This window comes from Nguyenibacter sp. L1 (assembly GCF_035199985.1).
Lineage (GTDB): Bacteria > Pseudomonadota > Alphaproteobacteria > Acetobacterales > Acetobacteraceae > Gluconacetobacter > Gluconacetobacter vanlangensis.
Window position 1 is genome coordinate 1,971,462 of record NZ_CP127015.1, and the last position, 23,111, is coordinate 1,994,572.

General features: G+C 63.8%; 26 protein-coding genes. 23 read left to right on the top strand and 3 right to left on the bottom strand.

The genetic code is table 11. The annotated features are described in order from the left end of the window. Positions 1 to 9 precede the first annotated feature (9 nt). The 15 genes from fliG to QN315_RS08945 all read left to right on the top strand — a co-directional run bounded on the left by fliG (position 10) and on the right by QN315_RS08945 (position 12,087). Complete coding sequence (fliG, locus tag QN315_RS08875) at positions 10 to 1,047, top strand: flagellar motor switch protein FliG (protein WP_323993335.1); 1,038 nt, start codon at positions 10 to 12, stop codon at positions 1,045 to 1,047. Next, complete coding sequence (locus tag QN315_RS08880; protein WP_323993091.1) at positions 1,044 to 1,799, top strand: hypothetical protein; 756 nt, start codon at positions 1,044 to 1,046, stop codon at positions 1,797 to 1,799. The genes fliG and QN315_RS08880 overlap by 4 nt, the downstream gene beginning before the upstream one ends. Positions 1,800 to 1,816: 17 nt before the next feature. After that, complete coding sequence (gene fliN / locus QN315_RS08885) at positions 1,817 to 2,197, top strand: flagellar motor switch protein FliN (RefSeq protein WP_176639838.1); 381 nt, start codon at positions 1,817 to 1,819, stop codon at positions 2,195 to 2,197. Positions 2,198 to 2,282: 85 nt separating this feature from the next. Further along, the gene (locus tag QN315_RS08890) at positions 2,283 to 2,672 is read left to right on the top strand and encodes a flagellar biosynthetic protein FliO (protein WP_323993093.1); all 390 of its coding nucleotides are present in this window, start codon (positions 2,283 to 2,285) and stop codon (positions 2,670 to 2,672) included. 76 nt (positions 2,673 to 2,748) lie between these two features. Further along, the gene (fliP, locus tag QN315_RS08895) at positions 2,749 to 3,456 is read left to right on the top strand and encodes a flagellar type III secretion system pore protein FliP (protein WP_176639846.1); all 708 of its coding nucleotides are present in this window, start codon (positions 2,749 to 2,751) and stop codon (positions 3,454 to 3,456) included. A gap of 316 nt (positions 3,457 to 3,772) precedes the next feature. After that, positions 3,773 to 5,188 carry a methyl-accepting chemotaxis protein gene (locus QN315_RS08900; RefSeq protein WP_323993094.1) on the top strand — a complete coding sequence of 472 codons (1,416 nt, stop codon included), beginning with the start codon at positions 3,773 to 3,775 and terminating at the stop codon, positions 5,186 to 5,188. Beyond that, positions 5,188 to 5,481: an STAS domain-containing protein gene (locus tag QN315_RS08905; RefSeq protein WP_323993097.1), complete on the top strand. Its 294-nt coding sequence runs from the start codon at positions 5,188 to 5,190 to the stop codon at positions 5,479 to 5,481. The genes QN315_RS08900 and QN315_RS08905 overlap by 1 nt, the downstream gene beginning before the upstream one ends. Before the next feature lie 9 nt (positions 5,482 to 5,490). Further along, positions 5,491 to 5,874, top strand: a complete 384-nt coding sequence (locus QN315_RS08910) for a response regulator (protein ID WP_323993099.1) — start codon at positions 5,491 to 5,493, stop codon at positions 5,872 to 5,874. Between the two features lie 28 nt (positions 5,875 to 5,902). Further along, a complete protein-coding gene (locus tag QN315_RS08915; RefSeq protein WP_323993100.1) occupies positions 5,903 to 8,131 on the top strand; it encodes a chemotaxis protein CheA in 2,229 nt (742 codons plus the stop codon). Positions 8,132 to 8,173: 42 nt separating this feature from the next. Continuing rightward, positions 8,174 to 8,635, top strand: coding sequence for a chemotaxis protein CheW (locus tag QN315_RS08920; RefSeq protein WP_176638649.1), 462 nt, complete (start codon positions 8,174 to 8,176; stop codon positions 8,633 to 8,635). Then, on the top strand, positions 8,632 to 9,474 hold the full coding sequence (locus QN315_RS08925) for a protein-glutamate O-methyltransferase (RefSeq protein ID WP_323993101.1): 843 nt from the start codon (positions 8,632 to 8,634) through the stop codon (positions 9,472 to 9,474). The genes QN315_RS08920 and QN315_RS08925 overlap by 4 nt, the downstream gene beginning before the upstream one ends. Positions 9,475 to 9,477: 3 nt before the next feature. Further along, on the top strand, positions 9,478 to 10,518 hold the full coding sequence (locus QN315_RS08930) for a chemotaxis response regulator protein-glutamate methylesterase (RefSeq protein ID WP_323993102.1): 1,041 nt from the start codon (positions 9,478 to 9,480) through the stop codon (positions 10,516 to 10,518). A 154-nt stretch (positions 10,519 to 10,672) separates the two neighbouring features. Next, positions 10,673 to 11,083: a response regulator gene (locus QN315_RS08935; RefSeq protein WP_323993103.1), complete on the top strand. Its 411-nt coding sequence runs from the start codon at positions 10,673 to 10,675 to the stop codon at positions 11,081 to 11,083. Then, positions 11,080 to 11,640 carry a chemotaxis protein CheD gene (locus tag QN315_RS08940; RefSeq protein WP_317135213.1) on the top strand — a complete coding sequence of 187 codons (561 nt, stop codon included), beginning with the start codon at positions 11,080 to 11,082 and terminating at the stop codon, positions 11,638 to 11,640. The genes QN315_RS08935 and QN315_RS08940 overlap by 4 nt, the downstream gene beginning before the upstream one ends. Before the next feature lie 132 nt (positions 11,641 to 11,772). Next, the gene (locus QN315_RS08945) at positions 11,773 to 12,087 is read left to right on the top strand and encodes a hypothetical protein (RefSeq protein ID WP_323993105.1); all 315 of its coding nucleotides are present in this window, start codon (positions 11,773 to 11,775) and stop codon (positions 12,085 to 12,087) included. A gap of 44 nt (positions 12,088 to 12,131) precedes the next feature. On the opposite strand, the gene QN315_RS08950 is transcribed toward QN315_RS08945, so the two are convergent. Continuing rightward, a complete protein-coding gene (locus QN315_RS08950) occupies positions 12,132 to 13,634 on the bottom strand; it encodes a globin-coupled sensor protein (RefSeq protein ID WP_323993106.1) in 1,503 nt (500 codons plus the stop codon). Positions 13,635 to 13,696: 62 nt separating this feature from the next. Further along, the gene (locus QN315_RS08955; RefSeq protein ID WP_176638655.1) at positions 13,697 to 14,095 is read right to left on the bottom strand and encodes a flagellar biosynthesis regulator FlaF; all 399 of its coding nucleotides are present in this window, start codon (positions 14,093 to 14,095) and stop codon (positions 13,697 to 13,699) included. Positions 14,096 to 14,381: 286 nt separating this feature from the next. Between QN315_RS08955 and QN315_RS08960 the strand changes: the two genes are divergently transcribed. Then, positions 14,382 to 15,359, top strand: a complete 978-nt coding sequence (locus QN315_RS08960) for a flagellin (RefSeq protein ID WP_323993107.1) — start codon at positions 14,382 to 14,384, stop codon at positions 15,357 to 15,359. A gap of 144 nt (positions 15,360 to 15,503) precedes the next feature. Here QN315_RS08960 and QN315_RS08965 read toward each other — a convergent pair whose 3' ends face one another. Further along, positions 15,504 to 16,376, bottom strand: coding sequence for a hypothetical protein (locus tag QN315_RS08965; RefSeq protein WP_323993109.1), 873 nt, complete (start codon positions 16,374 to 16,376; stop codon positions 15,504 to 15,506). Here QN315_RS08965 and QN315_RS08970 point away from each other — a divergent pair. From QN315_RS08970 to fliM, 7 genes are all read left to right on the top strand, one after another. Next, positions 16,363 to 16,704, top strand: a complete 342-nt coding sequence (locus tag QN315_RS08970; RefSeq protein WP_176638678.1) for a flagellar hook-basal body complex protein FliE — start codon at positions 16,363 to 16,365, stop codon at positions 16,702 to 16,704. The genes QN315_RS08965 and QN315_RS08970 overlap by 14 nt on opposite strands. A gap of 9 nt (positions 16,705 to 16,713) precedes the next feature. Further along, a complete protein-coding gene (locus QN315_RS08975; protein ID WP_176638658.1) occupies positions 16,714 to 16,989 on the top strand; it encodes a flagellar biosynthetic protein FliQ in 276 nt (91 codons plus the stop codon). Between the two features lie 34 nt (positions 16,990 to 17,023). Further along, entirely contained in the window at positions 17,024 to 17,836 is an 813-nt protein-coding gene (locus QN315_RS08980; protein ID WP_323993111.1) for a flagellar biosynthetic protein FliR, read from the top strand. A gap of 74 nt (positions 17,837 to 17,910) precedes the next feature. Then, on the top strand, positions 17,911 to 18,999 hold the full coding sequence (locus QN315_RS08985; RefSeq protein WP_323993113.1) for an EscU/YscU/HrcU family type III secretion system export apparatus switch protein: 1,089 nt from the start codon (positions 17,911 to 17,913) through the stop codon (positions 18,997 to 18,999). 239 nt (positions 19,000 to 19,238) lie between these two features. Then, a complete protein-coding gene (locus QN315_RS08990) occupies positions 19,239 to 21,023 on the top strand; it encodes a flagellar hook-basal body complex protein (RefSeq protein WP_323993114.1) in 1,785 nt (594 codons plus the stop codon). A gap of 299 nt (positions 21,024 to 21,322) precedes the next feature. Continuing rightward, positions 21,323 to 21,868: a flagellar basal body-associated FliL family protein gene (locus QN315_RS08995; protein WP_323993116.1), complete on the top strand. Its 546-nt coding sequence runs from the start codon at positions 21,323 to 21,325 to the stop codon at positions 21,866 to 21,868. A gap of 151 nt (positions 21,869 to 22,019) precedes the next feature. After that, positions 22,020 to 23,060, top strand: coding sequence for a flagellar motor switch protein FliM (gene fliM, locus QN315_RS09000; RefSeq protein WP_323993118.1), 1,041 nt, complete (start codon positions 22,020 to 22,022; stop codon positions 23,058 to 23,060). The last annotated feature ends 51 nt before the right edge of the window (positions 23,061 to 23,111 follow it).

Sequence of the window (23,111 nt, forward strand, 5' to 3'; positions counted from 1 at the left end):
GATTCCGTGATGGAAACGGCGCTGGCCGTCGAAGGACAGAATTTCGCTGTTCCGCATCTGAGCGGCCCGCAGAAGGCCGCCGTCCTTATGCTGGCCGTGGGGCGGGATCAGGCGGCGAAAATCCTGAAACTTCTGCATGAGGACGAAATCCGGGACATTTCCGTCGCCATGGCGAGCCTGGGGATCGTGAAAGCCCAGATCGTGGAAGCCGTGTGCCAGGAGTTTACGAAAAACTTCGAATCGCCGGACGGGCTGGTCGGAACATACGAGACCACGGAAGAGTTTCTGCGCAAGGCCCTGCCGCAGGACCAGGTCGAGAAGATCATGGACGAGATCCGTGGTCCGAGCGGCCGGACGATGTGGGACAAGCTGGGCAATGTGCAGGAGAGCGTGCTTGCCAACTATCTGCGCGGCGAATATCCGCAGACCGCCGCCGTCATCCTGAGCCGCCTGCAGCCCGCCCATGCCGCGCGCGTCCTGGCGTTGCTGCCCGAGGACTATGCGACCGACGTCATGATGCGGATATTGCACATGGAAACGGTGCAACGGGACGTTCTGGACAGCGTCGAGGCCACGCTGCGTTCCGAGTTCATTGCGTCTCTGGGACGGTCGGCCAAGCAGGACAGTTACGAACTGCTTGCGGAAGTCTTCAACAATTTCGACCGCAAGACGGAAATCCGCCTGACGGAGGCGATGGACAGGCGCAACCAGGAGGATATGGAGAAGGTGAAGGCGCTTATGTTCACCTTCGAAGACATCAAGCGCCTGCCGTACGATTCCCTCCGGCAGGTCGTCGCCCAGATCGATCGCGAGAAGCTGCCGCTTGCGCTGAAGGGCGCGGCGGAGACGGAACGGAAACTGTTCCTGCAATGCATGTCGAAACGCGCGGGAAGCATCCTGCTGGAAGAGATCGCCGCCCTGGGGCCTGTACGCCTGAAAGACGTCGACGCGGCGCAGGCCGACATTGTCGCGACCATCAAGACCATGGCGAATGCCGGCGAGATCGACCTGACCGACAATAGCGGCAATGACGAGATCATTCCGTGAGGGGGGCTTTCATTCCTTTTCCGGCGCCCGCCCGCCCGTCCGACCGGCACCACCCCGCGGAGGGGGCGGACCGTCGGCGCCGGCTGATCGACCTGGAGGATTTCGGCGCCGCGTCCCGGCCGGACACCGAGAGCATCCCGACAGAGGCGCAGACGCCCCCGGACGAGGCCGGGTCCGACCCGGAGCGCGTCACGATGTCTCGCGAGGACGTGGAGTCGTTGCGTCGGGCCGCGTTCCAGGAGGGGCTGGAAACCGGCGCCAGGAACAGGGAGGATGTGCTGACGGAACAGCATGCATCCTGCGTGGCTTCTCTGAATGCGGCATTCGCGGCCGAGAACGCCCGGCGGCGGCAAGTCATGGACGACGCCGCGCATGCCTTTGTGGCGACCGTCGTGGATATCGTCCGGGGCCTGACCGCGCTGGACGGCGCCGTCCTGGCGGGGTTGCGGCGCGATCTTGTCGCGGATGCCGAAGGATTCGTCAGGGAGTGCGAAGGCACCGTCACGATCCGCTGCGATGAGGCGCATGCGCAGCGTCTGGCGTCGATCGTCAAGGCGGATGGCGATGTTCGGATAGAGGCCGTGCTGGAATCAGAACCGGAGGCAGGGTCGGGCATGATCAGCGTCACCTCTGCGGCAACCACCATTGTCATTGATCCGGAACAATGGCGAAAATCCGTCGCGGAGAAGATTGTTGCCGCTGTTACGGCCCTCGCGGAGCAGCGCGCGGAACGGGGCCGGCAAAAGGCATAGACCAGGCGGAGAAAACCATGAGTGCAGACAATGGATATATCGGGCTGGAGGATTTTTCCACCACGGGTTCGGACGCCCCCTCTGCGCCTTCATCGTCCGGGAAGGCCGAGCAGCACGACCAGAATAAAGCGGCGATCGGCACCGGCCAGATGGAGGCGATTTATGACATCCCGGTCAAGATCACGGCCGTGATCGGGACGGCGACGATGCCGGTGAGCCAGTTGCTGCGGCTGGGGCGCGGCGCGGTCGTGGAGCTGGACAAGAAGCTGGGAGAAGCGGTGGATATCTATGCGAACAACCGGCTGATCGCACGGGGAGAGGTCGTGGTGGTCGATGACAGCCATATCGGCGTGACGATGACCGAGATCCTGTCATCCTCTCCGGGCTCGTCCAGCTAGAGCAGATCGCGTGAAGATGCGCGACAAAGTAACAACATAGAGCATTTCCGCTGAACCGGATGCGGCTTCGGAGAGAGGGAACGGAATGCCCGGAACAGTCACGCTTGCCGCCGCCCGGACGGGATTTCCGGCGCAGGGCACGGGCGCGTTCGTCACCCCGTGGCTGACCGGTCTTGCGTCCCTTGCGGTGGTCGTCGCGCTGATTCTTTTGAGCCGCCATGCTCTGAAATTCCTGGAACCGTACCTGCTGAAGGGACGCCGGACGCGCAGTCTGGCGGTGGTGGAAAGTCTGGCCATCGATCAGCGCCGGCGCCTGAGCATCATACGATGCGATCGGAAGACGGGGCTGATCCTGACCGGCGGGGGCAGTGATGTGTTTCTGGGATGGATCGACGAGGCGGAGGCGAGCCCGCCGCGCGCGTCCTCCCCGGCGCCACCGGATGTGGGCGCGCGCGATGCGAATAGAGGAACCTGACAGAGTGACATTCCGCCTGCTCACGCGCCGCTTTTTCGGTTCAGGAGCCATTGTCGCGGTCGGTCTGGCCCTCGGCATGCTGATCGCCATGCCGGGCCTGTCGCACGCCCAGTCCCTGACCCTGGATCTCGGCAGGGGTCTTGGCGACGCGGGAACGACCAGCCGTCTTGTCCAACTGACGGCTCTTATCACCATTCTGTCCCTTGCGCCCAGCCTGCTGGTGATGGTTACGGCCTTTACGCGCATCATCGTCGTGCTGTCCCTGTTGCGCGGCGCCATCGGCGCGCAGGGAACGCCGCCGAACACCGTGCTGATCGGCCTTGCGCTGTTTCTGACCTTTTTCGTCATGCAGCCGGTTCTGGAACAATCCTGGTACCACGGCATCGTTCCGATGATGGATGGGCGCGTGAGCGAGATGGACGGCCTGAAGGCGGCGGCGGAACCCTTCCGGACCTTCATGCTGGCCAATGCGCGGCCGGCCGACATCGCGACGTTCCTGCACCTGGCGAATGTCCCGCTGCCGAAATCGCCGGCCGAAACGCCGTGGCGGGTGCTCATGCCCGCCTTCATGATCAGTGAACTCAGCCGCGGCTTCGAAATGGGTTTTCTGCTTTACCTGCCGTTTCTTGTCATCGACATCGTCACGTCGAGCGTGCTGATGAGCCTGGGCATGATGATGCTGCCGCCGGCGACGATATCGCTTCCGTTCAAGCTGATCTTCTTCGTCATGGTCGATGGCTGGCAGATGGTGGCGGGCGGCCTGGTCAGAAGCTTTGGCTCCTGACCGGCATTTTCCATTGGTGGGATGCATGTCGCGCCGACGGCATTTCCGCGAGCGTCGTACCGCGCATGTGTTTTCCGGCAAAAGATGGAATTTTAACAATTTGTTAACCCTTTACGGCAAGACAATTACCTTTCCAACGGAATGGCCGACGGGATTCAGCGTGCCGTCCGAAGCAGAGTGTGTGTGCGAACAGCTTCATATGCGGTGCCCCCCAGATATGAAGGAAAGCTAGACCAGCATGTTGAATTGGCTCTATCGGGACGCGCCGTTCCGAAGCAAAATCAGGACAGTGATGCTGTTTCTGGAAGCGTATCTGATGCTCCAGATCATTATCGAGGCCGCCGGGTATCTCGCCCACGAGCCGATCGACCACATGTTCCTGATGAATATGTGCGCCCTGGCTTTCGGACAGGTGGTCGTCTTTATCATCTGGCAGATGATGACACGTGTGGTGACGACCCCCCTGGAGACGCTGCGCGATCTTGGCGAGCAGCTCGGCCGTGGTGAAAACCGCGCCAACGTGCCGTTTCTCGACAACAAGGATTGCGCGGGGCGCCTGGCGCGCGTGATGGTCGCGTTCGCGCGAAGCGTGCGCGAGCAGGGCGAGGCGCAAACCCGCCAGGCGGCCATGGCGGCGGAGATCAGGCAGTCTCTCGACCGCAGCGAGGAACGGGACAGGCACACGCACGCGGTCATCGAGGCCCTTGGCACGGCGCTGAAGGAACTGGCCGAGGGCGATCTCGAGCTGCGGATCACGGATCCCATTTTCGACGGCGAATTCGCGCCGTTGCGCGATGCGTTCAACAATTCGGCCATGCGCCGGAGCGAGGCGCTGCGGGCCGTGGCCAACAATTCGGAACTGATCGCGACCGGGGCCACCGAAATTTCCACCGCGTCCGCCGATCTTGCGAAGCGGACGGAAAAGCAGGCGGCCAACCTCGGCCAGGCCGCGGCGTCGGTGCGCACCGTGACCGATGGCGTGCAGCGCATCGCCCGGGCCTGTTCGGACGCCAGCGCCGAAACGAAGCAGTCGCTGGAAAAGGTCAAGTCCGCGACCGGCATCATGGCCGAGACGACGTCGGCGATGGACGGCATCAAGAAATCGTCGGACGCGATCGGCGAGATTATCTCGGTCATCGACGGCATCGCCTTTCAGACCAACGTCCTGGCGCTGAATGCCGGTGTCGAGGCGGCCCGCGCGGGTGACGCCGGCAGGGGCTTTGCGGTGGTCGCGCAGGAAGTCAGGTCCCTTGCCGAGAAATCGGCGAAGTCGGCCAGCGAGATCAAGCGCCTGATTTCCGTCTCGGCGGAACAGGTCGACAAGGGGGTCGACCTGGTGCAGCAGACGGGGCGCTATCTGACTGACTTCGCGGGCAGCACGCAGAATATCGCGACCCGGGTCGAGGAGGTTTCGGTCTCCACGCAGGACCAGGCCCAGCGTCTGTCCGAGATCACGGCCTTTATCAGCGAGATGGACCAGGTGACCCAGCAGAACGCGGCCATGGTCGAGGAAACGACCGCGGCCAGCCATAACCTGACGGCCGAGACCAGAACGCTGACCCAGACCTTGAGCCGTTTCAGGATCGGCAATGAGAGACGTCACGCCGCCGGCGAGGGCATGGCCGTGCTGTCGCCCGCGCGGCCGCAGACGAGAGCCGGCCGGCCGCCTTCCCCCAGCCTGACCGCCCCGCTGCTGACGACGTCGCCAGACCAGGGATGGGAAGATTTTTGATGGAAGGCGAATCCGGCGCGGTGTCCCCCCTTGCCTGCGTGACATTGCCCGAACGGCTGGACAGTGCAGCCGCCGAGGCGCTGAAGGCGTTGATCGCGCAGGCACGGGACCAGGCCGGGACGGAAACGGTGGCACTTGACGCATCCGGCGTCGGCTATGTCGGCGGCCTGTGCCTGCAGGTTCTTTTGGCCAGCGGCTGCCCTGTGGTCGCACCGTCGGAGAAGATCCGCGAGGCATTTGCCCTTTTCGGGGTCCGCGCGTTCCTGCAGGAACCGCTCCCCCTTCTGCAGTGAGCATGCGGTATGGCGAGTAGACAGAATTTACGTGTCCTGACGATCGATGATTCCCGGACCATGCAGGGCATGCTGCGCAAAGCGTTGGAAGAGGCCGGGTGCGACGTCATTCAGGGAGCGGATGGAGTCGATGGGCTGGACGTCCTGCGCGGCGCCGACCCGCCCCCCAATGTGGTCATCACCGATATCAACATGCCGCGCATGGACGGTTTCGAGGTGATCGAGACGATTCGGACCATGAATCAGTTCAAGCATCTGCCGATCATCGTTCTGACCACGGAGAGCGACCCGGAAAAGAAGGCCCGGGCCAGGACGGCCGGCGCGACCGGATGGATCGTCAAGCCATTCAGTTCCGAAAGTCTGGTCGCGGCCATCCGGCGGGTTACGGCCTGAAGAAAGCGGGGACGGCATGAGTTCCGATATGGACGATATCCTCCGGATCTTCTTCCAGGAATGTGACGAACAGTTAGAGGAGCTTGAACGCGGACTTTCGGCATTGTCGGATGGCGAATCCGGGCAGGAAACCATCAACGGCGTCTTTCGTGCCGTGCATTCGATCAAGGGCGGGGCCGCGTCATTCGGGCTTGAGAACCTTGTGCGCTTCGCCCATGTGTTTGAAAGTGCCCTTGATGACCTGCGATCGGGGCGCATTGCCCCGACGCCCGACATCATCAAGATTTTTCTCAAGGCGATGGACGTGCTGAGCGACCTGGTCGTCGAAGCGCGCGACAATCTGGCGGTCGATCCGGCCCGCGCTGCCGAGAGCCGGATCGAACTGGAGGCCATCACCGGCCGTGGCGGTACGGCTGACGCAACCGATGCGCCCGATGCGACCGACGACGCCGTCCCGCAGGATTTCGTGCCGATTCCGCTAGATTTCGAACCTGTCTCCATCGACTTCGAACCGATCGCGGTGGATTTCGATTTTGACGGACCGGCCGCGCCGGTCCCCGCGCCGCTGATCGTCACGTTCCGCCCGCATGACGTCCTGTATGAGCGTGGGGACGATGCGCGGAACATCCTGATCGGTCTTGCGGACGTCGCGGCTGCGGCGGTAACCGGTGGAGACATCGTGGCGGCCTGCGACTGCTCCGCCCTTCCGCCGCTTGGCGATCTGGTTCCCGGCAAAGCCTATCTCTCGTGGCGTGTGGTGCTGCCTCCGGAAGTCTCCGAGGAACGCTGCGGCGCCGTCTTCGACTGGGTCAGCGACGCCTGCGATTTCGAGATGACCCGGGCGGGCGAAACGGGAGAGAGTCCGGTGGCGGTGCCGCCCCCGGAACCGGTCCCTGCCCCCGTCGACGAGGTGGCACCCGTATTGGCACCCGCACTGGCAACCGCACTGGCCGACGCGCATCGTGCGCCGGCCGCGGTCCCGGTCGCGGCGGCGGTTGCGCCCGCCGCGTCTGGTCCGGTGCCGGCCCGCAAGCCCGAGCAGGCTTCGATCCGTGTCGATCTCCACCGGATCGACGATCTGATGGATCTTGTCGGCGAACTGGTGATCGCCCAGGCGGCCATCGAATCCTTGTCCCGCCATGGCGACAGCGCGACGCAGCAGGAACTGGTCCAGAGTATCGGCAGCATGCAGTCCCTGACGCGGGATATCCAGGACGCCGTCATGGCGATCCGGGCGCAGCCGGTTCGCGGCGTGTTCCAGCGCATGCAGCGCGTGGTGCGCGAAGCGTGCTCGATGACCGGCAAGGAGGTGGTCCTGACGCTTGCGGGCGAGGAGACGGAAGTCGACCGGACGCTGGTCGAAAAGCTGACGGACCCGCTGACGCATATGCTGCGCAATGCCGTCGATCATGGCATCGAAAAGAAGGAAGACCGAATCGCGGCCGGCAAGCCCGCGGAGGGCCATATCCGGCTGTCCGCGGAACACCGCTCGGGCCGGATCCTGATCACGATCAGGGACGATGGCGGCGGGATCGATCGCGCGCGCGTGCTCGAGACGGCGATCAGGCGGAACATCGTCGCGCCGGACGCGGTGCTGACCGACGACGAGATCAACAACCTGATCTTCGCGCCGGGCTTCTCGACAGCGGAGGCGGTGTCCGACCTTTCGGGCCGGGGCGTGGGCATGGACGTCGTCAAGCAGGCGATTTTGAGCCTTGGCGGCAGGGTCGCGATTCACAGCGTCCCGGGGAAAGGGACCACGTTCAGCCTGAGCCTTCCGCTGACATTGGCCATTCTCGACGGCATGGTGATCGTCGCCGGCGGTTCGACCATGATCGTTCCGATCTCGGCCGTGATCGAGACCATGATGATCAAGCGCCGGGATATTTACGCCCTGCCCGATGGCAGCAACGTCATTTCGATCCGCGGCGACTGCATGCCGCTGATCCCGCTGGCCGCGGCGCTGGGCCTGTCGGACTCTCCGCCGGCGGGTTCGCCGGATGATGCGATCATCCTTGTCGTCGAGAACGAGTCGGGGGCGCGGGCCGCCCTGGTCGTGGAGGAGATTCGCGACCAGACCCAGGTCGTCATCAAAAGCATAGAGAACAACTACCGGCAGATATTCGGCGTGTCGGCGGCAACCATTCTGGGCGACGGCAGCGTTTCCCTGATCCTCGACGCTCCGGCATTGATTGCGTCCGCCGTCGGGCATCTCGACAACAAGCCCGCGCGCATCCGCACGGGGCTGGCGGCGTAGCGACATCATGCCGATAATCGGTAGCGAGGCAGGAAACCGGACATGACGGAACAGACAGAGGTTGCTGACGCCACGATCGTCAAGATGATCATGTTCGCCATAGGGGAGCAGGAATATTGCATTCCGATCCTGAGCGTTCGTGAAATCCGGGGATTCGAGAAGACGACGACCCTGCCGTTCGCCCCGCCCTATGTCTGCGGGGCCATCAATCTGCGCGGCGTCATCCTGACGGTGATCGATCTGGCGGTCTATCTGAACGTGCCGCCGCAGGCCGACAATCCGCGCCGCGTCGTGGTCTTCGTCGAGTCGCAAGGCGGCGTCGTATGCGGGCTGCTGGTCGATCGCGTCATCGACATGGCGGACATCGACCTTGGCGACGTGCAGAGCGTATCCGATGACGGCAGCAGCCTTGGGGGGCTGGTGCTGGTCGACAACCGGATGATCGGCGTCCTTCGCCTTGAAACCGTGGTCGGACAATTGGTCGGGGATACGGTTTCCGCATGAACGGCCTGATGCCGGTCGGCGAGTCCGATTACACGGATACCGATTTCCAGAGGGTACAGCGGATCGCGCAGGCGCAGGCGGGCATCCATCTTCCTGCGACCAAGCGCGCATTGGTGTATTCGCGCGTCTCGCGCAGGGTTCGGGAGCTTGGCCACGCCTCGTTCCGGACCTATCTGGATTTCGTGCAGGCGCCGGGCGGCGAAGGCGAGATGGAGAAGCTGGTCTATGCCCTGACCACGAATGTCACGAGCTTCTTTCGGGAAAAGAAGCATTTCGAGCATCTCGAAACCGTCGTGGTCCCTCGCCTTGCCGCGAACATCGCCGCGGGCGGGCGCGGAAGGGTGTGGTCGGCGGCATGCTCCACAGGGCAGGAACCCTGGAGCATCGCCATGTCCATCATGACGGCATTTCCGGACGCGGCGGCGCATGACATGCGCATTCTCGCGACCGACATCAATGCCGACGTGGTCGCGCGGGCCGCGGGCGGCGTCTACCCGGATGAGGAAACCGAGGGCATACCCGCGGCGCGGAAAGCCCAGTTCATGGAGTCCTGCGGCGACGGCGATTACCGTTTTGCCGGCCCGATCGGCCGCCTTCCTGCGTTCCGCGTGCTCAACCTCAATGCCTCCTGGCCGATCAGGGGGACGTTTTCGGCCATTTTCTGCCGGAACGTCGTCATCTATTTCGACGAGGCGACGCGTGAGCGTCTGTGGCAGCGCCTGTCCGACAGGCTGGAACCGGGCGGCTTTCTGTATGTGGGCCACTCCGAACGCGTATCTTGCGCAACCCAATGCGGGCTGACGCAGGTAGCCCCGACCATCTACGAAAAGGACGACTAAGCGTTGGAGAAGCCGGTAAGGGTTCTGGTGGTCGACGATTCACGAACGATAAGGGCACTGATACGGAGATCCTTCGAGCAGTATCCCGATATCGTCATCTGTGGCGAAGCGGCGAACCCGATCGAGGCCAGGGACCTGATCATCAAGGACCAGCCGGACGTCATTACGCTCGATGTCGAGATGCCCGGCATGAACGGCCTGCAGTTTCTCGACAAGATCATGAGGCTGCGTCCGATTCCGGTCGTCATGGTTTCCAGCCTGACGGCCCGGGGGGCCGATACGGCGATCACCGCCTTGCAGATGGGCGCGTTCGACTGCTTCGCGAAACCGGCTTCGGTGGTCGGGACGGATGCGTTTGCGGGCCTGGCGCGTCTCGTTCGGCTGGCCGCGCAATCCGATCCTGCCGCCAAGCCGCGGCGCCGCGATCCGAACAGCGTGCCGGACGTGCAGAGAAGCTGGGCCCATTGGTTCGAACTGGTGGCGATCGGGGCCTCGACGGGCGGGGTGGAGGCGCTGGAGCTGGTGCTTGCGGGTTTTCCGCGACAGAGCCCCCCGATCATCGTCTGCCAGCATATGCCGGCTTTGTTTACCGCCAGTTTCGCCAAGAGGCTGGACCAGAAGATCGAGGCGCTGTCCATCTGCGAGGCCAGGGACGGCGAAATACTGGCCCCGGGCTGCGTCAGGATTGCGCCGGGAGGCGACCGGCACGTGGCCGTGGAACGGCGCGACGGCCGATGCATGACGACGTTCCTGAAATCGGCGCCGGTGAACGGCCACTGCCCGTCTGTCGACGTCCTGTTCGATTCCATTGCGAAGCAGGTCGGCAGTGATGCGCTGGGCATTATCCTGACCGGCATGGGGCAGGATGGCGCGGCAGGTCTCCTGGCCATGCACCGGGCCGGAGCCCAGACGATTGCACAAGACAAGGCGTCTTCGGTCGTCTATGGAATGCCGCGGGTCGCCGCCGAAATCGGGGCGGCGTCCCGGATCGTCTCTCTTGACCAGATCAGTGCCGCCGCCATGACGGCCCGCGCGCTGACATGACCCCAGGACGACGCCCGATTCCATTGGCTTACTGGTATCTCTCTGTCTCGTTGCCTTGGCCTGTCCGTCCGCGCCGTGTCCGGCCGATCGGACGGGGCTTCGGCACCGGGCAACCGTAGATCGCGATCGACGCCGGCGGACTAGCCGGATCTGGATGGGAAATGAGGAGGAGACTATGCCAGCGGCTTCACAGATCAGGGCGCTGATCGTTGACGACCAATCGTCCATCCGGCAGATTCTGGCCAACAGCCTGATGCAGATCGGCTTCGCGCACATCGCGCAGAGGAAGGACGGCAGGGAAGCCGTCGAATATCTCGACCAGAATCCGACGCATCTTGTGATTTCCGATTTCAACATGCCCGTCATGGACGGGCTGGCGCTGCTGCGTGCCGTCCGCGGCAACCCGAAGACGCAGAAAGTCGCGTTCATCATCCTGACCAGCGAGGCCAGCCGGGACCTCGTTCAGGAAGCCGTCAAGGCCGGGGTCAATAATTTTCTTGCCAAGCCTTATACCGTCGCAAAACTGCGGGAGGTGCTTGAAAAGGTGTTCGGGCCTATAACGTGACGGACATATCGACAATCACGACGGTCGTACAGGGCGAAGTGGTCGTCTCGGACGATCCGTCGACTCTTCTGGTTACCCTTCTCGGCTCGTGCGTCTCGGTCTGCATGTTCGATCCGGTGGCCGGCGTCGGCGGCATGAACCATTTTCTGCTGCCCGATGGAGATGACGGCCATGGCGGAACGGCCATGCGTTTCGGCGTCAATGCGATGGAGAAACTCGTCAACGGGATTCTCAAAGCAGGCGGGAGCCTCGATCGGCTTCAATGCAAGGCATTTGGCGGCGCGGCCATCATTCCGTCGCTGGGGCATATCGGGCAGGAGAACAGCCGCTTCGTCCTGCGATATCTGGCGGAAGAAGGGCTGCATTGCGTTTCGCACAGCCTGGGTGGCAGCCAGGCCCGGCGGGTCAGGTTCTGGCCCGCGACCGGACGGGCGCAGCAGAACCTGGTCCACGATGCCAGGACTGTCGGGCATCAGGAAGAAGCGTACAGCCGGCGAGAGGCCGAAGCCGAACGGAAATGGGCGCGGGAAGCCGGCTCGGGCGTCGAACTGTTCTGACCGTCAGGGCGCGGAGAAAGACTGAAGATGGAAACAGATTCCGCCACGATGCGGGCACCGGGCCCACACACCACCCCGGGTGCCACCCCGGACGGCACCCCGAACATTACGATGCATGAGGCCGTGGCGAGAATGGCGCATCTTCTGGACGCGGCCTGTGAGGATCTTGTTCACGCCCAGCAGGCCGTCGAGACATGTGTCAGGGGCCTGGCGCTGAGCGATGCGGACATGGGCAGCCTTCAGAAGCTGGACGTCGCGACACAGACGGTCGCGGCCGTGACGACGGTTCTGAGAAACCTGATATCCCTTCCCCACCCCGGGCCGGCGGACGGCGTCAGTATGGCCCGTCTGGATGACGGGGTTACGCTCGGTTCGGTCGTGCGGGCCCTGAAAGGGACGCACGCACCGGACGGATCACTGCCCGCCGGGACGATCGACCTGTTCTGAAAGCCTGTCCGGACCGAGGACAATGCCGGTTGCCTCGGGCCGCATCAGGACAGCCGGAAATTGCTGACCAGTTCCATCATCTTGTCCGACCGCTGCGTCAGCGCCGTGCAATCGTCCGATGCATGCCTTGTCATGGCGGATGTCTTTTCGGAAATGTCGCGCAGCTCGGCGGCCTCGCGATGGGTGCTGCGGACGCTGTTCTCCTGATTCCCGATTTCGGTATTGATTCGGGCGACGGCGTCCCGGACCACCGTGATGCTGGTCCCGATCTCCCGCAATGCGTCCGTCATCTGGCTGACCGCCCTGTCGCCGTTGCGGATCACGGTTTCGCTTTGGCGCGCGCTTGCCGCGATCTGTCGTGCCGCCTCGGTGGTCTTGGCCGACAATTCGCGGATCGCGGTCGCCACGACGGCAAAACCGCGCCCGGCGCTTCCGGCGCGGGAGGCCTCGACATTGGCGTTGAGCGCGAGCAGATTCGTCTGGACCGCGATATCCTGAATCGTGCCGACAAGCTCGGAAATGGTCTCGCCCGCCTGCCGGATATCCGTCATCGTTTCGCGCACCCTGCGGATATTTCCATCCCCGAGGGCGGCCGCGGCCACACAGGTCCTGACGGCCACGCCAGCCGCTTCGGTCTGCTCGGCGACGTCGGACAGCGACTCCTCCAGCGCGGCCGTGGCGCCGGTAATCCTGCGGATCGAGCCGACCTGCGCGTCGCTCTGGCTGAGGATGCGCGCACTGTCCTTGCTGATCGACGCCGCGGATTCCCGAACCAGGGCGGATGCCCGGCGGATTTCCGAAGCGATTCCCCCCAGCCCGTCCTTGAGCCTGGCGAAGACGGATGCCAGGAGGGGCGATTTTTCCATGACCGTCCGGTCGAGCGTCGTCGACAGGTCACCGCCGGCCACCTGTTCCAGGGCCCGTGCGATTTCGCCCAGCGCGGCCTGTTCGCGCTCGGCCTTGCGGTTCGTCTCTTCCAGGCGGAGCAGATAGGTGGAGAGTGCGAGATCCATGTCCAGCATCGCCACGCGGATGAGCGTGCCGATCTTCTCTCCCAGCAGCGCGGCGTCCTGTGGTTCGGCGGCGGGTGATGGTCGGCCGAACAGCCGGGAGAAGGCGGCCTGGCCGCGCGGGCGGCGCGAGAACTCCGCGTCGATCATCCGGCGGACGATGCCGTCGAGCAGAACCGCATATCCGGCCAGATACCAGCGCGGTTCGAGCCCGATCACGGCATGGGTCCCGCCGATTCGCGTGACGGCCTGAACATAGTCGGGACCGAACTGGCCCGAAAGAATCGTGTTCCAATGGGCCAATTGGTGCGATCGGGCCACGTCCATCTGGTGGTCGCCCTGAAAGAAGCGCGCCAGTTCGGGCGTCTGCTTCACCCGGTCGTAGAAATCATCGAGGCTGGCTTGCAGGACATCGCCCAGGCCGGAGCGCATCTCGGAGAGGATGCGGCTTTCCCTGTTGCCGATCCTGAGGAAGGCAAGCCTGTCCGCGATCGACCGCGGCGACGCGCCACCCGCTCCGGCATCCGGATTCTTCATGACCGTGACACTCTCTCTGCGGTGCCGATCCCACCGCCCGCTTCCGCCACCGCCCGCTTCCGTCAGAACGCGGCGAGCGGATCGGCGCCTATTGCATCGCTATCCGAGACGGCCTCGAGGCCGGCCAGGACATTTTCCGCGATCTCGATCAGGGGGGCCAGGGACAGGTCGGAATATAATATCGCCCTGATTCCGTATCTCTGGGCCTGGTCCGCCAGCCTGACGAAAAGCCTGCGGTCTTCCTCGGGCGTAAGACCGTTATCCAGGGCGTTCGCCTGCATGATCATGGACCAGAAACGCTGATGCCGGGACAATGCCAGGCGGCGAACGGCGACATCGGAACTCAGCGACGCGGTCTCGAGTTCGTCGATGAGCATTCTGAAGCATGCGGCCTCGGCCTCTCTGCCCGACAGGGAAGAGCCGCTGATGCTCTGATAGGCTTTGATCGCAGGATGAATCATGATGTTACCGTCTGGAGTCCGCCGCGTACGATACCGGCCATGATGCCCGATATCGGCCACTGGTCCAGTAAACACTACTACACACCCGGAACCCTGACCAGTTGGGGCCGCGGGATCACGTCGCTCGGCGGGCGTTCGACGGGCGTTCCGGCGCCACGATCCGGCCGCGGCACAACGCGAAAAAACATACGTGTCGACAGAGCTGGTAACCTTCTCTTAGCCGTTTGCCGATTGTCTGGCCTGGAACTGGTGCGACATCGGCACGAGTCAGCATGGAGAAAACACCGTGAGCCTTTCGATCAACACCAACACCTCGGCCATGATCGCCATCGAAACTCTCGATGCGACGTCGACCAGCCTGAGCCAGACGGAAAACGTGGTCTCGACCGGCCTGCAGGTGTCCTCGGCCGCCGACAATGCCGCGGCCTATGGCATCGCGCAGCAGATGTCGGGCAACATTGCCGGCCAGACCGCCGTGAATAACGGCCTGACCTTTGCCTCGCAGACCGTCAGCTCGACGGACAGCGCCGCGAGCCAGATCATCAGCGTGCTGCACCAGGTCCAGAACGCCGTGACGTCGGTGGGCAACAATGAGGGCACACCTGCCTCTCTGGGGCAGATCGGCACGCAGATCACGGGTCTTCTCCAGCAGATCGACACCATTGCCCGCAACGCGACGTTCAACGGCGTGAACCTGCTGTCCGGCGGCACGGCCGACGGCCAGGGGATCACGTCCAGCCAACTGACCTACGTGACCGGCCTGGGGGGCGATTCGGCCACCATCAGCGGCTTCAATTCGACGATCGCCGGCTATATGACCACCTCATCCTCGGTGTCCGTCAGCGGCACGAGCGGCACCACCTTGACGGACGCGCTGGGCCTGACGACGGGCAGCTCGGCCGGCAGCAACCCGACCGCCAACGTGTTCGTCTCCGTCTCGGCGGCCGGCGCGGGCAGCCTCGGCTCGGCCTTCACCGGCTCCAACGCGGTCGCCGACATGATTTCCCAGGTTCAGGCGGCCATCCAGGCGATGACGAACGTCACGTCCGACCTGGGCGCCAACACGAACAACATCGCCAACATGTCCACCTATGGCCAGACCATCTCGGACAATTTGACCGCCGGCGTCGGCGCCCTGACCAATGCCGACATGTCGGCCGCCAGCGCGAAGCTGACCTCGCTGCAGACCAAGCAGTCGCTGGCGATCAAGTCGCTGACCATCGCCAACTCGCAGTCCCAGAACATCCTCTCGATGTTCCAGTAATCTGGGGCAAGATTGGCACGTGTCCTGCCCCGGAAATTCGTGTGACGGATTTCGGAAGCAGCGTGCCATCGAGACATTCATTCTATTTGTGAATACCCCCGATTTCGGTCGGGGGTATTTTTTGCGCCGCGCGGCGGCAGGCCGTCATTCCACCTGGCCGTTGGAAATCCTGACATACAGGGCGATCGGATTCCCGGCGCTGTCCGTGCCCACCTGAAGAGCCGACCATCGTCCGGGCGAGAACACCCATGTATCGGCCAGGCTGGCCACCAGGCCATGTGGCCTGCATGTGCCGCCGGCGCCCCCCTGCGCCTGCGTGTCTTGTCCCTGCGTGTCCTGCTGCTGGGCGCACTGGGCGAGGTCCACGTCGTTGAGAGGGAGGTAGACGGTCGCGTCCATCTGCGCGGTGCGTCCGCTGATCTGGATGGAGCCTTCCACCCCTGTCTTCTGCCCGATCGCGGCGGCGCCACTGGCGCCGTCCGGCGCGCCGCGCGTCACGACGTCCGAGAAACGAGTCGCATCGCCGGCGCAGATTTCCGCCGATGCGATTCCGATCGGCCGCACGGCGCCGGCTCTGCCATCCTGACGGGCGAGCACGCGGATTTCCGCGATATGGACAGCCCCCGCGGGGCAGCGGATGCCATCCTCGCCGGTGCCGGCGGCCCGGCACGTGCCCCCGAGCAGCATTGCCACCGGCAAGACAGCCAGCGTGGTCCCGCATACCGGCCGGCACCAGCCGCGCCTGCCGCCGGCATCCTTCATCGCGCGCGGGAGATTCATCCTGTACCGACCGATCAATATCGTGCTCCACGCACTTGCTGTCCGGCTGCACCCTATCGCCACTGCCGCGACGGCTTCAACACCCCCTTTGGCGCACGGGCCGGGACCATGGGCGCCGGGCGCAATTGCGCTATTATATTTTAACGGGTGGTAAAAGCCGCCGACCTTGTCGTTGCCGGACGCCTGGGTTATGCCGGGGCATCGAAGACGTAGCGCGGACAGGATGATCAGCGACATCACCACACGCAGTCTGGATGCGATCAATGCCTATGGGCAGACGCAGAAGACGTTACAGCCGGCCAACGACGGCCCGGATGGCGGCCAGGCTTCCCCGTCGTCGGATATCGTCTCCAGCTTCGGCGACGTGCTGGGGAGCGCGCTCAACAACGCCGTCGCGACAGGCAAGAGCGCCGAGGCGCAGGCCGCCGCGGGCCTGTCCGGCACCGGCAATTTGACGGATATCGCGACGTCGGTCGAAGAGGCGAAGCTGACGTTGCAGACCGTTACCACGATCAGGGACCGCGTCGTTCAGGCCTATCAGGACGTCATGAAGATGTCGATCTAGGCGACGTGCATGCATCATGCGGTCGATATTCATGAGATATTGCGGCAGACCCTGCTTGTGACCGTCAAGATGGGCGCGCCCTCTCTGCTGGCGTCGCTGTGCGCCGGCGTCCTGGTTTCGCTGATGCAGGCCATGACCCAGGTGAGCGAGGCGACATTGTCCTTCGTGCCGAAATTCGTGGCGGCGATGGCCGCCCTGCTGCTGACGGGCTCGTTCATGTATTCCACATTGAACACCTATGCCCATACGATCTTCGACCAGATGATCATGGTTGGAGGTTCATGAAAAGGCGCGACATGCGCGCGGCCGCCACGCGAGGATGACCGGGGACCCGTCTTTTCCCGGCGGCTCGCTCGCCGTGCTGGCCGCCATGTTTCTTGTCGCGCTCTGCCGTGTCAGCGCCATGGTGATGACGGCCCCCGGACTCGGTGAGACGACGTCGCCCATGGTGGTCAGGGCGGGAATCGCACTGGCCACCACCGTGACCATCCTGCCCGTCATTCAGGACCGCCTGATGCATGTGGCGGGCACGGCGATGCGCGTGCCGTTCATGGCGGTGGCCATCATCGCGGGCGAGCTTCTGTGCGGCGCATTCATCGGATGGCTGGCCAGGCTGGTGGCGACGGCACTGGGCATCGCCATGCAGATCATCTCGATCTTCACCGGCCTGTCCAGCGTGCTGCAGCCGGACGTGGAACTGGGGGCGTCCAGCACGGCCATCAGCCATATGGCGTCGTTCCTGGTGCCGGTCATCGTCCTGTCCACCGGTCTGTACGTGTTTCCCCTGGCGGCGGTTGCAGGGTCGTACACCCTGTTCCCGCCGGGCCACATGCCCATGGTGGGCGACATGGCGAAGAGCGTCACGGCGGCCACGGCGCAGAGTTTCGCCCTGGCGGTCCAACTGGCCGCGCCGTTCGTCCTGATCGGGACCTTGTGGCCGGCGATGCTGGGCGTGCTGAACAGGCTGATGCCGGCCATCCAGGTCTATGCCATCGCCATGCCGGCGCAGCTTTTGGGCGGCGTGCTGCTGCTGGCCATGCTGATCCAGGTCATGACCGGCGTCTGGGAAGGGCGGATGAACGATCTGCTGGCCGGCCTGCCCGGGATAGGGGCCGGCGTGGCGCGACGCTGACATGCGACGCTAAAATTCCCACCGCCTGCATTCGGTCATGAATTCCGGCGGCGGACCATCAGGGACGGACATGCATGCCAGAGGAAGGATCGGGCGGCGGAGAGCGGAGCCAGGCCCCGACCGAGAAGAGGCTCCAGACCGCCCGCGAGGACGGCAATGTCGCCCAGTCCCGGGAATTGCAGATGCTGGTCGTGCTGGGCGCGTTTCTGATCGTCTTCACCATGACGACCGCGACGGCGGGCCGCGCGTTTCTCGGCCACATGCATGGCCTGATGGAGCATTTCGACACGATCTCGCCGGACATGCCGTCGGTCTATGCGGCGACCCTGCTGGCCGGGCGCGAGGGGGCGCTGCTGGCGGCACCGCTGGCGCTGGCCAGTCTGGCGGTCGTCGTCGCGTGCAGCATGCTGCAGACCGGTTTTCTGTTCCGTCCGCAGGCCCTTGTCCCGGATATCACGCGCCTGTCCCCCATTCGCGGACTGACACGCCTGTTCAGCGTGACCAACCTGGTGGAACTGCTGAAGAGCCTGGTCAAATTCGTGGTCTTCGGGCTTCTGCTCTATGGCGTGGCGCAGGGCACCTTGCGCGTGGCGCCCGAAGCCGAGCGCTGGACCATTCCCCGCCTGTCGTCGGAACTGATGGCGTGGTTCGCGTATGCCACGCTGATCATCCTGGTCGTACAATGCGTGATCGCCGTTCTGGACGATCTGTGGACCCGGTACCACAGGCTGAACGGATTGCGCATGAGCCTACAGGATATCAAGGAAGAAACGCGCCAGACCGACGGCGACCCGCACGTCAAGGCCAAGCTGAAGGTGATCCGCCGCAGGCGCGCGCGGCAGCGCATGATACAGGCGGTCAGGAAGGCCACGGTCGTCGTGACCAATCCGACCCACTACGCCGTGGCGCTGTCTTACGAAAACGGCGCGGACGGCGCGCCGAAGATCGTCGCCAAGGGAATGGACGAGCTGGCGGCCCGGATCCGGCACGCGGCCGAGGATGCGAAAGTGCCCGTGGTGTCGAACCCGTCCCTGGCGCGCGCCCTGTATACGTTGCCGCTGGATGCGGAAATTCCGCCGGAATATTTCCAGCCCGTCGCAGCGATCATCGCATATGTCATGAAGCTGAGGACCCCCGGATCGCGCGCGCCTCGGAAATCATGAGCCAGGAAGCCCTTGCGTTTCACGCCGCACATGCTACTCAGGGCCCTAGCTAGGCATCGGTGTCGCGCTGGGAATGTTTCGGCCGCCATTCCATGTCCGTAAGATCGCTGGCCTGGATTCTGCCATACCGGGATATTGGTGTGCGGCGCCGTGGATCGTTCGACCACGACCGGACCTTGATCTTTCCGCCTGACGGCGGACAGGACAGACAGTGACGCGCACAAGGCTAGGGACGGCTTATGTCAGTTTTCAATGCCCTTTCCACGGCTGTCAGCGGCATCAACGCGCAGTCGACCGCGTTCACGAACCTCAGCAACAACATCGCCAACAGCCAGACGGTCGGCTATAAGGCCGACAGTACCGCGTTCCAGGACTTCGTGGCCGGCTCGCTGAACGGGAACGCGGCGTCGGAAGACGTCTCGGACTCGGTTGCCGCGGTGACCGTGCAGCATGTGGACCAGCAGGGTACGTCTTCGACCAGCACCGACAGCCTGGCCTCGTCCATCTCGGGCAACGGCCTTTTCGTCGTGTCCAAGGAGACCGGCACCGCGACCTCGGGCACGACGCAGTTCGAATCCCAAAACTACTACACGCGCAACGGCGAAATCTACGAGAACAATTCGGGGTACCTGGTCAATACCAGCGGATATTATCTCGACGGCTATATGGTGAATGACAGCACCGGCGCGCTGGAAACGAACCTGTCGCAGCTCAATGTCAACAATGTCGCGTTTCGGCCGACGCAGACGACGACCCTGACGCTGAATGCCACCGTCGGCACGCTGCCGTCCAGCACCGCGCCCACGACGGGCTATACACCGCAGACCTACACGGCGACGCCGGTCACGACCTATGACGCCGATGCCAACGCGCACCAGGTGGGCCTGACCTGGACGCAGAGCGCGACCAATCCCTATGTCTGGACCGTCAGTGCCTATGATGCCGGCGGCAACGGGGCAATCGCGGCGAATGCGGCGACCGTGACGTTCGGCACCAATGGCACCCTGAAATCGATTTCCTATCCATCGTCCGGCGGCGCGACGACCACCGTCTCCGCCAGCGGCGCGGCCGCTTCCATCCCGATCGCGGCGACCTATAACGGGGTCGCGCAGAACATGACGCTCAATCTGGGCACGATCGGGGGAACCAGCGGCACCACGATGGCGGCGTCCACCGGTACGGCGAGCACGAGCGGAATCGATGCCCTGACCACCGATCCGACGACGAGCGGCCTGATGATGGCCGCGTCCCCGACCACGCTGGGTACCACCACCGGATCGAACCAGAGCTATACCACCGCGCCGTTTTACGATTCCGCGTCCGGCAGCTATGTGTCCGCCGTCTGGACGCAGGCGCCCGTCACCAGCAACGCCGCCACGGGCGCGAGCAGTTCGTCGACGACGTGGAACCTCAAATTCGTCGACCCCTATACCGGGGCCGCGTCGGACACGTATCAGGTCGCGTTCGACCCGGCGACCGGCGCCGCGAGTTCGGTGACGGACACGACGACCAATACGTCCGGATTGTCGCTGAGCAACCTGAACGTCACGGTCGGCGGCGCCACGCCCCAGAGCTATACCGCCAATCTCGGCGGTACCCAGCTTTCGACCAGCACGACGCTGGCCACCGACAGCTCGGCCCTGACCTCGGACAGCGTCGCCTCGGGCACCTATGAGGGCATCGCGATCCAGAGCGACGGCTCGGTCATGGCCGAGTTCGACAATGGCGACACGCAGCTTGTGGGCAAGATCGCCCTGGCCGACTTCGCCAACGTGAACGGCCTGAATGCCGTCGACGGCCAGGCCTATACCGCCACGGCATCGTCCGGCACCGCCAATATCGGCACCGTCGGGCAGAATGGAACGGGCACGCTGTCGGTCGGCTATGTGGAATCCTCCACGACCGACCTGACCAGCGACCTGTCCTCGCTGATCGTTGCGCAGGAGGCGTATTCGGCCAATGCCAAGGTCGTGACGACGGCCGACGATTTGCTGCAATCCACGATCGCGATGAAGCAGGGATAATGTTGCGGCTGGCCTGGGGCGGATGCGGGCCAGCCATGAATCCCGTCCGAACGCCTATGTTCGGATGGACAGCACGGCATGAGATCGTTCCGCATCCGCGATGCAGAACGATCTGCGAGACTCCGATGCCGTTTCATATTCGGGCCTTCATTGCGCGCAAACGCCGCACAAATAGCGGTGGCCTGCTTTGGCGCGCACCGGATCCCTGCCGCCGGGCAGGCCGCCATTCCCATTGAGCACGCACCGTCCAGGGGCTAAACTGACGCCAAGTCGTTTTTCCCTCCCGGAGCCATCCAGATATGAGCGAGACTGTAGCCGGCGGCGCGCCCAAATTCCCTGCCGGCGAAGAGAAGCGGGAATCGATGGCTGCGGACACTGCGGCTGCGGGCCGGCAGACGAATCGAAAACTGATGATCGCCGGGGGAGCGGCCCTGATTCTGATCGCCGGCGGCGGTGCCGCCCTTCTTGAAAAGGGCAACCTGTTCCGGGCGGTCGAAAGCGACGTGGCGAAGGACACGAAGTTGGCGAAGGGTGTACTGCATCGCCCTATCCTGCTTGGAATCCCGCCGATCGTTTCCAATCTGGACAATGGTGACGGGCGCCCCGTCTATGTGAAGCTGACGGCCAAGGTCGAGATATCCGGCGCGCGGGACGAGACCGCTCTTCAGACCACGATCCCGGAAATTCAGGACATATTCCAGACATACCTGCACGAGACGCGCCCCGAGGACATCCGCGGCAACGGGATATACCGGCTGCGCGAAGCGATCCTGCGCCGCCTGAGAGCCGAGCTGGCCCCGCTTGAGGTCACGAACCTGTATCTGGTCGAATTTCTCGTCCAGTAGACCCATGGATTTATTGGAATTTTGAGAAAAATTCAGCAGGACCAACGGTGAAGACGTCATGCAGGATGTAAACGGGACGGCCGCCGGGGCACAATCCGGCGCATCGCACGATGCGGCGAACGCGCAGCATGCTGCCATGGAAGACGCTGCGATGTCGTTCGGAAACGGCGTGACGGGTGGCCACGTGCTGGATCAATCCGAGATCGACAGCCTTCTCGGCAATGCGTTTTCCGGCCTTCCCACCCGGGAAGAAACCGGCATGGAGCGGGTCATCCGGGCCGGGTTCGTGGCTTATGAACGCCTGCCCATGCTGGAGATGGTGTTCAACACGCTGGTCAGGCTGCTGTCATCGACGCTGCGCAGCTTCACGAACGGCAATGTCGAGATCACCATGGAGAGCATGCGCTCGATACCGTTCGGCGACTATATGAACATGGTCCCCTCGTCGTCCCTGTTCGCGGTCTTCAAGGCCGTGCAATGGGAGAATTACGGCCTGATCATCGTCGATTCCGCGCTGTCATATTCCATTATCGACATCCTGCTGGGCGGGCCGCGCGGCGTGGGCCATGCCGGGATGGAAGGCCGCCCGCATACCGCGATCGAACGGTCCCTGATCGAAAAGCTGATCGCGCTGACGCTTCACGATCTGTCGGCGGCCTTCAGCCCCGTCTGTTCGATCGACCTTACGTTCGAGAGGCTTGAAGTCAGTTCGCGATTCGCCACGATCACGCGGGCGTCGAATGCCGTGGTGATGACGAAGCTGCATATCGATATGGACGACAGAAGCGGCTATCTGGACCTGATCGTTCCCTATGCGACGCTTGAGCCCGTGCGCGACCAGTTGTCCCAGCAGTTCATGGGTGAGCGGTTCGGCCGCGATTCGATCTGGGAAAGCCACCTGATGTCCGAAATTCTCGAGACCGAGGTGCAGGTTTCCGCAATATTCGAGGAAAAGACCGTGCCGCTCTCCACGGTTCTGAACATTCGCCCCGGCATGCAGATCGCCTTTCCGTACCAGAGCGACACCCCGATTCCTGTCACGCTTCAATGCGGGCAGACCCCCCTGTTCGAGGGCAGGCTGGGCCAAATGCATGGCAAGGCCGCCGTGAAGATCGAAAGAAGGCTGGTCCCGTCCGACAATCCGCACGACCATCGCGAGCCCATCCTGCCCTCTCCCACGCCGGCGGAATGAGAGCGTGCAAAACTAAAAAAATCTTTACTGTCCGTTATCCGCCCGCCGCTT